A 13,233-nucleotide genomic window follows, 5' to 3' on the forward strand; every position below is an offset into this window, starting at 1 on the left:
CCGGAAACCCGCGGAATTCCGGGCAGCCGATCACTTCCTTGAGGCTCCAGTGCATTGGGGCGAAATTGATTCATCTGATGCAATACGCAGAGTACTAGTTGACATAATGTAGATTATCGGCGCTTTAGTGAAGGCCGGAGCAGTGGCGTGGAAAGCCTGCTCCCGGGCCTTGCAGGACGAGCCCAACCGGGCCTGGTCAAACGCCTTCAGCCATTGTCTTTCTTCAGGCGCCCGTCAAGAATGAACCAATGACGGTCTACGTGCGTTCACTCGAAACTGCAGTTCCGACGACAAAGCTGATCCAGTCCGAAGCCCGCGATGTTTTTGCGGCGCAGCCCGGCCTGTCACGCCTGGGCTCACGACTGGTCAGCACCTGCTTTGACAGCGCAGCGATCGAGACCCGGTACACCGCCGTCCAGGAACTGACCAATACGAGCCGCTCTGAGAATCCGCAGTTCTACGACCAGGAATCCGGGCTGCTGCTCAATCCCAGCACGAAGGTCCGCAACGACATCTTTGCGCGCGAAGCCACCAAACTGTTCGTGGAGGCATCCCGCGCTGCGCTGCAGGCCGCGCCCGAATTCGATCTACTTGACATAACTCATCTGGTGACGGTGTCCTGCACTGGTTTCTTCAATCCGGGCCCGGACTACAAAGTGGTTCGCGAACTCGGCCTCAACCCTGCCGTCCAGCGCTACCACCTGGGGTTCATGGGCTGTTACGCGGCCTTTCCCGCACTCCGCGCCGCCAAGCTCTTCTGCGAGGCGGACCCGAACGCCGTCGTCCTGGTCGTCTGTGCGGAACTGTGCTCCCTCCATGTCCGCACCTCCAATGATCCGGACACCATCATGGGGTCCGCCCTGTTCGCCGATGGCGCCGCGGCCGCCGTCGTGACGGCACGGCCGGACGTGGCGGAGACCGCCCTGATGAAGCTGGACCACTTCGAAACAGTCCTCACACCGGTCGGTGAGGACTCCATGGCATGGAACATCGGCGACAACGGCTTTGAAATGGTGCTCGGCAATTACGTGCCCCACATTATCGACGACCACATTGTCGGGGCCCTGCAGCCTCTTCTCGCGAGGGAACCGGAACTGGCGGCGCTCCCCTACGCTGCCATCACCCACTGGGCCATCCACCCCGGCGGCCGCAGCATCCTGGACAAAGTGCAGTCCCGGCTCGACCTGAGCGATATCCAGCTGGTTCCTGCACGGGAGACGCTTCGGAACTACGGCAACATGAGCAGCGCCACCGTGCTGTTCGTCCTCAAGCACATCCTGGAACAACCGATGGAGGACGGGCAGCCGCATGGGGACGGGCGCATCTGTTCCATGGCCTTTGGTCCGGGCCTGACCGTGGAGACGGGCTTGTTCACCAAGCTTCGCCAACCCACCGCCGGCGCCCAAGGCCCAGGCCAGGAGGACACCGCCGAAAACGTGGAACTTCTCCCCGGCCGGGCACCCGCGGAAGCCTCGCTTGCCTGAGCGGGATGCGGCAGCAATGGGCGTCCTGCTCCGCCGACGCGCTGCCGCGGAAACCGAGCAGATGGACCGCCCCGACTGCGACCCCCGGCTTCTGGACAACACCTACCGGCAGTTCATGGTGATCAACCGCGTGCTGTCGGGCTGGCGGCAACTGTATGCCAGGGAGCTGCGGACCATCCAAAAGGCTGACCAAAGCCCGGTGACCGTCCTGGATGTCGGATCCGGGGGCGGTGACCTTCCGGTCATGCTGGCCCGCTGGGCCGCCAGGGACGGCAAACCTCTGCACATCACCGGCATCGACCCCGATCCGCGGGCAGCCGCCTTTGCCAGGCGACGGCCGTCCACCCCGGGTGTCGAATTCCGCCAGGCGCACAGCACCGACCTCGTGCAGGAAGGTGCTACGTTCGACGTCGTGATCTCGAACCACGTGCTGCACCACCTGGCACCGGATGAGCTTCGCCAGCTGTTGGCGGATTCGGAAGTCCTGGCCGTCCGGAAGGCGCTGCACAACGACCTGGTCCGGAGCCCGGCGGCGTTCGCCCTCTTCAGTGTGGCCGCGCTGCCCTTCCGGCGCTCCTTCATCCGCCAGGATGGGCTCACGTCCATCCGCCGGAGCTACCGGCCTGGTGAGCTGGCCGCCGCCGCTCCCCCGGGCTGGTCCGTTGGGAAGTCCGCGGCCTTTCACCAGGTCCTGTCCTTCCGCCGGGACTGACATGGATGCGGATGTCCTGATTGCGGGCGCTGGGCCGGTGGGCCTGTACCTGGCTGCTGCACTCCTCCAGGAAGGCGTGGCGGTGAGGATCTTCGAACAGCGGCAGGCCAGGAACCGGCATACGCGGGCCATCGGCATCCACCCGCCTTCGCTCCACGCGCTGGCCGGGGTGGGAGTGGCAGGCGACATGGTGCGGGAAGGTGTCCGCATCAGGGCCGGGATGGCCGTCAGCGGCGGGAGAACCGTTGGGACCATGGCGTTCGATTCCGTATCACCGGAATATCCGTTCGTGTTGGCACTGCCGCAGTTCCGGACTGAACAACTCCTGGAAGACCGCGTCAACGCCCTGGATCCCCGTGCGATCGTCAGGGGTGCGGACGTCACCAGCGTCAAGGACGACGGCGGCAAGGTCACCCTGGGCGTTGCGGACGGAGCAGGTGACTGGGCTGGAGCCGCGCACGGCAGTGTCACCGCCACCGGTGCGTTGCTCGTCGCTGCCGACGGCGCCCGGTCCCGTCTGCGCGCCGCGCTCGGCGTGCCGGTGGTCCGCCGCATGTATCCGGATCATTACCTCATGGGGGATTTCGACGACGGCACGGACTTCGGGGACAACGCGGTCCTGTTCCTCGAACCTGAGGGAATCGTGGAGTCCTTTCCGTTGCCAGGCGGGGTCCGACGCTGGGTGGTGCGGCTGGGCTGTCCGGCTCCACCGGCGGCCTGTCCCGCCGAACTGGCCCGGTTGGTGCGATGCCGCACCGGATACCTGCCCGACGCGGGCACAAATTCCATGCTGAGCGCCTTCAGCGTCCGCTCCACCCTCGCCAGCCGCACTGTCGCCGGGAGGTGCGTGCTGTTGGGCGATGCCGCCCACGAAATCAGCCCCATCGGTGGCCAGGGCATGAACCTGGGCTGGCTGGACGCCAGGGAACTGGTGCCGTTGATTTGCGCAGCCCTGGCCGGCAAGCCGACTGGACGGCAGCTCAGGGATTACGAAAGGAGCCGGCGTCGGGCCGCCGTCCGTGCGCGCCTGCAGGCGGAGATCAACATGATCCTGGGCAGGCCGCTGCCCCCGGCGCTCCTTCGGGTCCGGACGGATGCCATCGGAGCCGCCGCCGCGATTCCGGCAGTGAACCGGTGGACCGCAAGGCGCTTCACCATGCACCGGGATCATGGCTAAGCGTGGCTACCGGAAATAGCAGTCGTAGCTGTCCTGGGTCGCGATGACGCCGTCGAGGACTTCAAATACGGAGGACGTCCTGGCGCGGATGGTCTCACCCCGGTCCCAGTAGCGCAGGTCCATCAGCACAGTGGCCGACCAGTCAGCCTCGACTACTACCCGGCCCCCTTCACAGGTGGTCCGTTGGATGGTGAACCGCTGGTCCTTCACCACCTCGTGGCTTTGGTCCGCGCCTGCCAGCACCTCCGCCAGACCCCGGACGGAACCCTCCGGTGCCAGCAGGTGCGGGGCCTCCGTCAGGACGAAGGAACTGGAAAGGAACGGCCGGATGTCGTCAGCTCCGCCCCCCGCTTCAAGGACGCGGATGAATTTCAGCACGTGAGCAAGCGGGGCTGCGGGTGGGAGGAGATCGTGGACCATGCAGTAGACCCTAGCCGAAGGCGCCCTAGCGGCATTCGACAGTAGGCTGTCACCATGACCCAGGTTGTTCCCGAAACCACCGCCACTGCCGGCGACATCCGTGCAATGGTGGAGCGGATCCTGTCCGGCGCCGCCCTTCCCCCGATTGTCCAGGCGGGCCACCCGGCGCTGCGCCACCGCGCTGCCAAGTTCGATGGCCAGTTGTCCCCGGACCAGCTGGACCGCCTGATCCAGACCATGCGCGAGGTTATGCATGAGGCGCCGGGGGTGGGCCTTGCCGCCCCGCAGTTGGGCATCCCCCTGCAGCTGGCCGTCCTGGAGGACCAGTTTGATGTTGACCCCGATGCCGCGGCGGTGCGGAGCCGGAACCCGCTGGAGTTCCTGGCCGTCCTCAATCCGAGGTACACGCCGGTGGGAACGGGACTCGCGTCGTTCTACGAGGGGTGCCTGTCGCTAAGCGGGCTCCAGGCCGTGGTTGCCCGCCCGGACGCCGTGCTGTTGGAGTATTCTGCGCCGGACGGCACGCCCGTGCGGCGTGAGTTTTCCGGATGGCAGGCGCGTATCGTGCAGCACGAAACGGACCACCTGAACGGCATCCTGTACATAGACCGCGCCCAGCTGCGGTCGCTGAGCAGCAACGCGGAATACGCGGCACATTGGGCCGAGGCAGGCATCGGCAAGGCCCGGGAAGGCCTTGGTTTCGACGCCGGGCCTGCCGGCATCCCGCTGCCCTGACCCAACGTGCGTCCCGGCACAGTCACAGGCGGGACGGCAGGGACTGGCCGCCCTAAGATGGTTCCCATGCCTTCCCCGGATCTGCTCCTCCTCTGTCCTGTCTGCTCACACCCGCTGAAGCAGCTGGCAGGGGGCGCCGGGCGCCAGTCCCGCCTTACCTGCCCCAACGGCCACGCCTTTGACGCCGCCCGGCAGGGCTACTTCAACCTCCTTGTGGGAAAAGGTTCGCCCTTCGAACCGGACAGCGCCGCGATGGTGGCATCCCGCTTCGACTTCCTGGGGAACGGCTACTACCGCCCGCTGGCTCAGGCCCTGGCTGCCGCCGTCGTTCCTCATCTCCCGGAGGAAGGAGCGGTGGTGCTGGACTCCGGAACGGGGACCGGGCACTATCTGCGGGAGATCCTTGATGCGGCGGCTGGACAGGGGCGGAAGGCTGCCGCGGCAGGCCTGGACATCTCCAAGTTCGCTCTGCGCCGTGCCGCGCGGCTAAACCCGGAGGCGGTGAACCTGGTCTGGGACATCTGGAAGCCGTTTCCGGTGGCCGGCAACTCGGTGGACGCAGTCACAGTTGTCTTTGCTCCCCGCAACCCCGCTGAATTTTCCCGGATCCTGCGTCCCACGGGCCTCCTGGCAGTGGTAACCCCGCGGGGCGGACACCTCGGGGAAATCGCGGCCGTGACCGGAATGCTGGGTATCGAAGAGGGGAAGGACGAGCGCCTCGCTGAACAGATGGCCGGGCACTTCGTGGCAGACAGCAGCCGCGACGTCGACATCGCGCTGGACCTGTCCCGCCACGCCGCCGCGGACCTCGCGTTCATGGGTCCCGCCGGCCACCACGTGGACCGCGACCGCATAGCGGAACGGCTGGAAGACGTTCCGGAGCCAGTGAAGGCAACGGCGAAGTTCAGGCTCTCCGTATTCCGTCCCAGGACCGGAAACCCCCAATAACGACTTGGCTACTATCCCCCGCCGGCTGCGGGGAAGCGGCCCACTCCCCCACCCCCCGGACTAGGATGAAAAGACAGTTACCGGCGGATTCGCGGCTGCGGCTCCCCCGTGACGAAGGGGGAAACAGGGATGTTTGAATGGCTTGGCGAAAACTGGTGGGCGCTCTGGCTCACGGCTTTCCTGGCGTTTGCGGTGGTCGAGATGATCACCCTTGACCTGTTCTTCATCATGCTTGGCGGCGGTTCGCTTGCCGCACTGGTCGCCGACTTCGCCGGCGCGGAGCCCTGGCTCCAGGTGGTCGTCTTCTGCATCGTTTCACTGCTTATGGTTGCCTTCGTCCGGCCTCTGGCGCTCTCCCACCTGAAGAAAGGCCCGTCCGACCAGCGGACCAATGTGGACCGGCTGATCGGTGAGCCGGCGTTGGTGATGGAGGCCGTGACCTCCGACGGCGGCCTTGTGAAAATCGGCGGAGACATCTGGAGTGCCCGCTCCGCAGCGGGAGTGCTTCCCGCTGGCCAGAAAGTGGTCGTTTCAGCCATCGACGGCGCAACAGCAGTAGTTTCGGTACCGCCGACGGCGGCTGCCGGTCCAGATACAGCCTGACAATTGGGGAACAAGGAGTTGTATGGAAAACGCAGGCGGAACCGCATTGGCCATTGTGCTGGTGGTCCTGATCGTCTTTGTCATCATAGTTTTGGTCCGGTCTGTCCGGATCATCCCGCAGGCGCGTGCCGGCGTGGTGGAACGGCTCGGCAAGTACCAGCGGACGCTCAACCCCGGCCTGACCATTCTGATTCCGTTCGTGGACCGGCTCCTGCCGCTCCTGGACCTCCGGGAGCAGGTGGTGTCCTTTCCGCCGCAGCCTGTCATCACGGAGGACAACCTGGTGGTCTCCATCGACACCGTAGTGTACTTCCAGGTTACCGATCCGCGGGCCGCCACCTATGAGATCGCCAACTACATCCAGGCCGTGGAGCAGCTCACTACCACCACGCTGCGCAACGTGGTGGGCGGACTCAACCTGGAAGAAGCCCTCACCTCGCGGGACCAGATCAACGGACAGCTCCGTGGCGTCCTGGACGAGGCCACCGGCCGCTGGGGCATCCGCGTCTCACGGGTGGAACTGAAGGCCATCGATCCGCCGCACTCCATCCAGGATTCGATGGAGAAACAGATGCGCGCCGAGCGCGACCGACGCGCGGCCATCCTCACGGCTGAGGGGACCAAACAATCAGCCATCCTGACTGCGGAAGGCCAGCGGCAGGCCGCCATCCTTAGGGCCGAAGGCGAGGCCAAGGCGGCCATCCTCCGTGCCGACGGCGAATCCCAAGCCATCCAGAAGGTCTTTGACGCCATCCACAAGGGCAATCCGGACCAGAAGCTGCTGGCCTACCAATACCTCCAGACGCTGCCCAAACTGGCAGAGGGGTCGGCCAACAAGCTGTGGATCATTCCAAGTGAAGTCGGGGAAGCCCTGAAGGGAATCGGCAACGCCCTCGGGGGCACCACTGCGGACTCCCCGGAGGCCGGCGGTAAGGAGGGCACGCGGTTCCAGCCGGGACCCGCCGCGCCCAGCCAGCCTTAGCAACTTAGAGAAGGAGAGGGTTCCGCGGCGTCCGCGGAACCCTCCTTTTTTGGTCCAGACGGGATAGCACCCATATAATTGGGTATTTGTCCGGCAGGAGAATACCAGCTGGAACAACCAAGCTTCGCAATGCGTTGAATCCTATGATGCAGCACAGTGCACACAGTAGTCCGGCAGTGCCATGGCGCGCCGGCTGGCGTGGAGATTTCATCCGCGAACCGACCAGAGGGAGAAAAGATGAGCGATCGCAGCCTGCGGGGCATGCGCCTTGGCGCGCAGAGCATGGAGACCGAGTCCGGAGTTGAGCCGGCTCCGCGCCAACGGGTCGAATACCGCTGCGCGGATGGCGAGCAGGTCTTTGTCACGTTCTCCTCCGAGGCGGAAATTCCTCCCGTGTGGGTCTCCAAGACCGGCAAGGAAGCGCTCCTGGTAGATGGCGAAAAGCCGGACACCAGCAATGACAAGGCAGTCCGTACCCACTGGGACATGCTGCTGGAACGCCGCTCCCTGCCCGAACTTGAGCAGATCCTTGAAGACCGCCTGACCATCCTGCGCGAACGCCGCGGAGAGCGCCGCTCGGCATAGGTCCACAGCGTATGAAAAAGGGGGCGCCCCCGCACTTTCGTGCGGGGGCGCCCCCTTCTTCTTTCTCCTGCGGAGGGCCGGACTTACCGGCCCCCCGCGGAGTGTTACGCCTGCTTGTTCTTCAGTTTGCCGGCCAGGGTGTTCCACCGCGCACCCAGGCCCCATTTGGTGACGTTGATCATGGCTTCCACCACGATGTTGCCGCTCATCTTCGACGCTCCCAGTTCACGCTCGACGAAGGTGATGGGACGTTCCTCGATGCGCAGTCCGAGTTTGGCCACGCGCCATGCCAGGTCCACCTGGAAGCCGTAGCCCACCGAGTCCACCTGGTCCAGGTTGAGCTTTTCCAGCGTGGTCCTGCGGAACGCACGGTAACCGCCGGTGACGTCCTTGATGGGCAGGCCCAGCATCAGGCGGGCGTAGGTGCTGCCCACCCGTGAAATTGCCTGCCGGTACAGCGGCCAGTTGACCACGCTGCCGCCGGGAACCCAGCGTGAGCCCATGGCCAGGTCGGCGCCCTGGTCCACCGCTTCGAGCAGCTGGGGAAGCTGCTCGGGCTGGTGTGAGCCGTCCGCGTCCATCTCTACCAGGACGTCGTAGCCGGCGTCCAGGCCCCACTTGAAACCGGCGATGTAGGCGGCGCCCAGCCCTTCCTTGCCCTTGCGGTGCAGGACGTGGACCTGGGAGTCCTCGGCCGCGAAGCCGTCGGCAAGCTGGCCGGTGCTGTCAGGGCTGTTGTCATCGACCACCAGGACGTCCGACGCCGGAACGGCCTTCCGAAGGCGCTGGAGCGTCTTGGGCAGCGACTCCAGTTCGTTGTAGGTGGGAATGATCGTAAGGACGCGCACAAAGGGCCTTTCCTGGTGGAATTGGTCGGTGCACCGCAGGCCGGCCTTGCCGGCCCCGGGCGCAACTCCCCATTATAGGGCGGACGGTTGACCGGTCAGGAACGCAAAGCCGGGCTGGCGAAGAGTTCCGCCCCGGTTTTTACAGTTTGCAGGCATACAGGATCGGAGCCTGTGTCCAGGGCCGGGAGCAAAGGCGTCCTGGCCCGGGGGTCGGTGCTCCACGACTGGACGCGCCCATCAGCCACCTGGACCATCAGTTCCTCCACCTCCCACACGGCAAAGCTTGCCGGGGCGCCTGGCACAAGCTGCCCCGCCATGGGATTCGGGTGCCGGGCCGCCCTCCAACCGGCGCGGGTGTGGCCAAGGAAGGCTGCCCGCGCGGAGATCCGTTCCCCAGGGTTGTGATGTTCCACGCACGCCCGCACGCTGGCCCACGGGCGCAGAGGGGTAACCGGACTGTCGCTGCCAAAGCAGACGGGAACCCCTGCAGAGTAGAAAGCGGCAAACGGATTCATCGAGCCGCCCCGCTCCCCCAGCCTGCGCCCGTACAGACCGCCCGGTCCGCCCCAGGCGGCATCGAAGGCCGGCTGTGCGCTGACGGTCACGGAGTAGTGCGCCAACCTGGCCACAGCGGCGGCGTCCGCCATCTCCACGTGCTCAAACCGGTGGCCTGCAGCGCGCACCCGCTGCTCCCCCACTTCCTTGGCGGCCAGGTCCAGCGCTTCCAGCGCCGCGTCCAGCCCTGCGTCGCCGATCACATGGAAACCACCCTGAATCCCGGCCAGCGAGCAGGCCGCCAGATGGGCCGCCGCCTGCTCGACCCCAAGGTACAGCGAGCCGCGTTCCCCGGCTGCGTCACTGTAGTCGCTGCGAAGTGCGGCAGTGCGGGAACCCAGTGACCCGTCAATGTTCAGGTCGCCGGCCAGCCCACGAAGGCCTGGGGGGAACTGCGCCACCAGCGCGCGGGCCTGTTCCTCGGACGACACCAGGCCACCCCAGTAGGGCATGACTTCCGGGAACTGTGGCCCGCCCCGTTCGTCGAGGTTCCATCCGGCGGCCATCCTGAGGTCATCGGTCCCGCCGATGTGGGGCGCGCCCATTTCCGCTACGGCGACGTACCCGTTGGCGGCAGCTTCGCCAAGGGCACGGGCCTGGTGGCGCTTCAGGGCCTCCTGGGGCATCTGCCGTGTTGCCAGCCGGGCTGCTTCGTGGGCTGCCCGCGTAACCCAGGCGCCGCCGTCGTACCCGTCTTTATTCCGGAGGGCGGCGGACTCCGCCATGGACGTGGAAACCAGTGCGGAATGCACGTCGACGCGCGACAGGTACACCGGCCTGCCCCCGGACGCTCGTTCGAGTTCTTCGGCGCTGGGGAGGGCGGGATCGGCCCAGGCTGACTCGTCCCAGCCGTGGCCGAGGACCGGCCCTTCCCCGGGGGCTCCGGCGACTGCGTCCAGCACCGCCCGGGCAGAGGTGGCTGCCCCAAGCTGCAGCGACTCCAGCGCGATGCCGGTTTCCGTCAGGTGCACGTGAGAGTCAACGAAGCCCGGCGCAACCAGGGCGCCGCGGAGGTCGATGATCTCCATGGAGCTGTCGGCAATGGACGACGCCCCCTGCTCCGAGCCCACCCACGCAACGGTGTCGCCGTCCACCAGCATGGCGGTGGCGAACGGGTCTGCGGCGGTATAGACGGACCCGTTCCGGTACAGCACCGGGGCGGGGCGGGAAGTGGCGTCGGAACGGGGCATGGGGGCGGGACTCCTGGGATGAGTGCAGGCCGGCGTCAACCGGCAAGGGATAGAAGCGGGGTTAGAGAACGGAAGAGTAAGCCACGACGCCGCGGCGGATGAGGTTGATGGCTTCGGCGCACAGCCGCGCCAGGCGCGGTTCCAGGCCCGGGATCTTGGCGAGCTGGTCCAGGAGGTCAACCACCTGCTTGACCCAGCGGACAAAGTCTCCCGCGGCAAGGTCGGTGCCGCTCAGGACATCCTGCAGGTGCCGCCCGCGGGCCCACTTGTACAGTGGCCACACGAGGCCCAGTTCGGGCTCACCGGTCAATGGAAGCTTGTTTTCCTCTTCCACGTCCTCAAGGACTGACCACTCCCTGACCACGATGTCCACCGAGGTCTCCAGGGAGACGCTCGGCATGCGCGGCCGCAGGCCCCGGTCCTCGCGTTTGGCCTGGTAGACCAGCACGCTGGCCAGGGCAGCAACTTCGGCGGCGTCCAGGTCATCGAACGCGCCCAGGCGCAGTGACTGGGAGATCAGCAGGTCCTTCTCGCCGTAGATCCTGCGCAACCGCTGGCCATCCGCGCTGATCTTCAGGGCGCCGTCGCCGGTGTCCTCAAGGTAGCCATAGGCGGAAAGGACGTCACACACCCGGTCGAAGGTTTTGGCGATCGTGTTGGTGCGGCCCTGGATTTGGCGGACCAGGCCGTCCGTTTCACGCCGCAGCTTCCACCAGCGTTCCGACCACCGCGCGTGGTCTTCCCGTTCGCTGCAGCCGTGGCAGGGGTGTGCCTTGAGGGCCCGGCGCAGATCGGCGATGCGCCTCTCCTGGTTGGGAAATGCGGCGCCGCGGCCGAAATCGTGGTTGCGGTTCTGCCCGGGAGCAGGCGGCCGGTTCTCGCGCAGGGCGTTCCGTGCGCTGGAGGCAAGGTCCCGCCGGGACTTGGGCACCTTGGCATTGAAGGATTTGGGAATGCGGATCCGGGTAACCGGCGCGATGGGTCCTTCCAGGTCGTCGGCTCCTATCCGGCGCAGCTGGTTGTCCAGGGTGAGCACGGCAGGCCGCGGCTCGCGGCTGCTGTGGTCAGAGCTGAGGACGACGGCGGGCCCCGGGGCACGCCCGCCGGGAACGTTGACGACGTCCCCGGGCAGGAGGCGCGCGAGGGAGTCGTCACTGAGTGACTTCTGGACCCGCGACTTGGTCCGGGAGGTGGCACTCTCGGCATCGGAGAGTTCCCGGCGCAGCCGGGCATACTCCGTGAAGTCGCCAAGGTGGCAGGTCATGGACTTGGCGTAGCCCGCAAGGGATTCCTCCCGGCTCCGCACCTGCCTGGCCAGCCCAACCACCGACCGGTCGGCCTGGAACTGGGCAAAGGACGATTCCAGGATTTCCCGGGCCCTGGCACGCCCAAACTGCGCCAGGAGGTTGATGCTCATGTTGTAGGTGGGCCGGAAACTGGAGTTCAGCGGATACGTTCGCCGCGACGCCAGGCCTGCCACCGCTGTGGGGTCCGTGCCCGGCTGCCACAGCACCACTGCGTGCCCTTCAACATCGATGCCGCGCCGGCCGGCCCTGCCCGTCAGCTGGGTGTACTCCCCCGCGGTGATGTCGACGTGGGCTTCGCCGTTGAACTTGTCCAGCTTCTCCAGCACCACGGAACGGGCGGGCATGTTCACGCCCAGCGCCAAGGTCTCCGTGGCGAACACCGCCTTGACCAGGCCGTCGGCGAAGAGTTTTTCCACCACTTCCTTGAAGGTGGGCAGCATGCCGGCGTGGTGTGCAGCGAAGCCGCGAAGCAGTCCGTCGCGCCAGGTCCAGAAACCCAGGACGTCGAGGTCGTCTGGTGGAATGTCCTGGCCGGCCTCGTCAACGCGCTGGGCAATGATCCGCTGTTCTTTTTCCGTGGTAAGCCACAAGCCGGATCCCACACATTGCGCGACGGCCGCCTCACACCCTGCGCGCGAGAAGATGAAGGTGATGGCCGGCAGCAGGTCCATCCGGTCCAGGCTTGCGATTACCTGCGGTCGGCTGGCGGGGCGTACCCCCGTTGGTTCGCTCCTGCCCGGGCGGTCGTAACCGCCACGGCCACGCTGGCCGCGGCGGCCAGCGCCCGGCCGGCTGCGGAAACTCTGCTGGCTCTCACTGCGTGCCACCGTCAGCAGGTCCGGGTTGACGTCGAAGCCCCGTCCCTTCGCGGTGTCCCGGGTCTTGGCAGCCGGCACCGGCTGCTGGTCCCCGTCCTCAACCGGCGGGGCGATTTCGTCGAAGGTGGTTTCCCCGGCGAACAGGTCCATGATTTGCCGGCCCACCATGACGTGCTGCCACAGCGGCACCGGACGGTGTTCGGAAACAATGATGTCCGTGTCCCCGCGGACGGTATCGAGCCAAGCGCCGAACTCTTCGGCATTCGAAACGGTTGCGCTGAGCGAAGCGACCTGGACCTCGCTGGGGAGGTGGATGATGACTTCCTCCCAGACTGCACCACGGAACCGGTCGGCAAGGTAATGGACCTCGTCCATGACCACGTAGCCAAGGTCGTCGAGGGTGGCTGAGTCCGCGTACAGCATGTTCCGCAGGACTTCCGTGGTCATGACCACCACCTGGGCGTCCCCGTTGATACTGGTGTCGCCAGTGAGGAGGCCCACGTTGTCCGCACCGTACTTTTCGGTGAGTTCGGTGAACTTCTGGTTGCTGAGGGCCTTGATGGGGGTGGTGTAGAACGCCTTCAGCCCACGCTGAAGGGCCAGGTAGATGGCGAACTCCCCCACGATGGTTTTGCCGGCGCCCGTGGGGGCCGCCACCAGGACCCCCCTGCCCTCCTGCAGGGAACGGCAGGCCTGCCGCTGGAAGTCGTCAAGTTCGAAGGCCAGGGTGCGGGTAAAGGCTCCAAGATACGTGGCGGCCTCGGCCCTGCGTTCCGCGCTGGCGCGGTATCTCTCAGCCGGCGAGAGTTCTTCAGGATCGATGGGCCCGGTGGAGAAGGGTCCGGTGGTGGAGGACATACCCCAAGCCT

At 66.3% G+C, this 13,233-nt stretch carries 12 protein-coding genes; 8 read left to right on the forward strand and 4 right to left on the reverse strand.

Features of this window, described 5'->3' with window-relative positions:
* The first annotated feature begins 248 nt into the window (after positions 1-248).
* The 3 genes from J2X98_RS06000 to J2X98_RS06010 are packed head-to-tail and all read left to right on the forward strand — an operon-like array spanning position 249 to position 3,373.
* A complete protein-coding gene (locus J2X98_RS06000; protein WP_307305494.1) occupies positions 249-1,484 on the forward strand; it encodes a type III polyketide synthase in 1,236 nt (411 codons plus the stop codon).
* A gap of 16 nt (positions 1,485-1,500) precedes the next feature.
* Positions 1,501-2,196: a class I SAM-dependent methyltransferase gene (locus tag J2X98_RS06005; protein WP_307306004.1), complete on the forward strand. Its 696-nt coding sequence runs from the start codon at positions 1,501-1,503 to the stop codon at positions 2,194-2,196.
* A gap of 1 nt (position 2,197) precedes the next feature.
* A complete protein-coding gene (locus J2X98_RS06010) occupies positions 2,198-3,373 on the forward strand; it encodes an FAD-dependent oxidoreductase (protein ID WP_307305497.1) in 1,176 nt (391 codons plus the stop codon).
* A 6-nt stretch (positions 3,374-3,379) separates the two neighbouring features.
* Here J2X98_RS06010 and J2X98_RS06015 read toward each other — a convergent pair whose 3' ends face one another.
* Positions 3,380-3,793: a nuclear transport factor 2 family protein gene (locus J2X98_RS06015; RefSeq protein ID WP_307305499.1), complete on the reverse strand. Its 414-nt coding sequence runs from the start codon at positions 3,791-3,793 to the stop codon at positions 3,380-3,382.
* Between the two features lie 54 nt (positions 3,794-3,847).
* Here J2X98_RS06015 and J2X98_RS06020 point away from each other — a divergent pair, with 54 nt between their 5' ends.
* From J2X98_RS06020 to J2X98_RS06040, 5 genes are all read left to right on the forward strand, one after another.
* Positions 3,848-4,528: a peptide deformylase gene (locus J2X98_RS06020; RefSeq protein WP_307305502.1), complete on the forward strand. Its 681-nt coding sequence runs from the start codon at positions 3,848-3,850 to the stop codon at positions 4,526-4,528.
* Between the two features lie 66 nt (positions 4,529-4,594).
* Complete coding sequence (locus tag J2X98_RS06025; RefSeq protein WP_307305505.1) at positions 4,595-5,476, forward strand: putative RNA methyltransferase; 882 nt, start codon at positions 4,595-4,597, stop codon at positions 5,474-5,476.
* A 129-nt stretch (positions 5,477-5,605) separates the two neighbouring features.
* Complete coding sequence (locus tag J2X98_RS06030) at positions 5,606-6,079, forward strand: NfeD family protein (RefSeq protein ID WP_141941407.1); 474 nt, start codon at positions 5,606-5,608, stop codon at positions 6,077-6,079.
* Between the two features lie 22 nt (positions 6,080-6,101).
* Positions 6,102-7,061 (forward strand): SPFH domain-containing protein, encoded by a 960-nt coding sequence (locus J2X98_RS06035; RefSeq protein ID WP_307305510.1) that lies wholly within the window; start codon positions 6,102-6,104, stop codon positions 7,059-7,061.
* A 237-nt stretch (positions 7,062-7,298) separates the two neighbouring features.
* On the forward strand, positions 7,299-7,646 hold the full coding sequence (locus J2X98_RS06040) for an RNA polymerase-binding protein RbpA (protein WP_026266052.1): 348 nt from the start codon (positions 7,299-7,301) through the stop codon (positions 7,644-7,646).
* Between the two features lie 104 nt (positions 7,647-7,750).
* Here J2X98_RS06040 and J2X98_RS06045 read toward each other — a convergent pair whose 3' ends face one another.
* The 3 genes from J2X98_RS06045 to J2X98_RS06055 form a co-directional block, all read right to left on the reverse strand.
* Complete coding sequence (locus J2X98_RS06045) at positions 7,751-8,494, reverse strand: polyprenol monophosphomannose synthase (protein ID WP_307305513.1); 744 nt, start codon at positions 8,492-8,494, stop codon at positions 7,751-7,753.
* Between the two features lie 95 nt (positions 8,495-8,589).
* Positions 8,590-10,239, reverse strand: coding sequence for an amidohydrolase (locus J2X98_RS06050; RefSeq protein ID WP_307305516.1), 1,650 nt, complete (start codon positions 10,237-10,239; stop codon positions 8,590-8,592).
* A gap of 61 nt (positions 10,240-10,300) precedes the next feature.
* Positions 10,301-13,222 (reverse strand): DEAD/DEAH box helicase, encoded by a 2,922-nt coding sequence (locus tag J2X98_RS06055; protein ID WP_307305520.1) that lies wholly within the window; start codon positions 13,220-13,222, stop codon positions 10,301-10,303.
* Positions 13,223-13,233: the final 11 nt, after the last annotated feature.

The organism is Pseudarthrobacter enclensis (assembly GCF_030811655.1).
Lineage (GTDB): Bacteria > Actinomycetota > Actinomycetes > Actinomycetales > Micrococcaceae > Arthrobacter > Arthrobacter enclensis_A.

Bases quoted from the DNA above. Each gene is read 5' to 3' on its own strand.
- J2X98_RS06000 (WP_307305494.1), top strand. From the start codon at position 249: ATGACGGTCTACGTGCGTTCACTCGAAACTGCAGTTCCGACGACAAAG.
- J2X98_RS06005 (WP_307306004.1), top strand. From the start codon at position 1,501: ATGGGCGTCCTGCTCCGCCGACGCGCTGCCGCGGAAACCGAGCAGATG.
- J2X98_RS06010 (WP_307305497.1), top strand. From the start codon at position 2,198: ATGGATGCGGATGTCCTGATTGCGGGCGCTGGGCCGGTGGGCCTGTAC.
- J2X98_RS06015 (WP_307305499.1), bottom strand. From the start codon at position 3,793: ATGGTCCACGATCTCCTCCCACCCGCAGCCCCGCTTGCTCACGTGCTG.
- J2X98_RS06020 (WP_307305502.1), top strand. From the start codon at position 3,848: ATGACCCAGGTTGTTCCCGAAACCACCGCCACTGCCGGCGACATCCGT.
- J2X98_RS06025 (WP_307305505.1), top strand. From the start codon at position 4,595: ATGCCTTCCCCGGATCTGCTCCTCCTCTGTCCTGTCTGCTCACACCCG.
- J2X98_RS06030 (WP_141941407.1), top strand. From the start codon at position 5,606: ATGTTTGAATGGCTTGGCGAAAACTGGTGGGCGCTCTGGCTCACGGCT.
- J2X98_RS06035 (WP_307305510.1), top strand. From the start codon at position 6,102: ATGGAAAACGCAGGCGGAACCGCATTGGCCATTGTGCTGGTGGTCCTG.
- J2X98_RS06040 (WP_026266052.1), top strand. From the start codon at position 7,299: ATGAGCGATCGCAGCCTGCGGGGCATGCGCCTTGGCGCGCAGAGCATG.
- J2X98_RS06050 (WP_307305516.1), bottom strand. From the start codon at position 10,239: ATGCCCCGTTCCGACGCCACTTCCCGCCCCGCCCCGGTGCTGTACCGG.
- J2X98_RS06055 (WP_307305520.1), bottom strand. From the start codon at position 13,222: ATGTCCTCCACCACCGGACCCTTCTCCACCGGGCCCATCGATCCTGAA.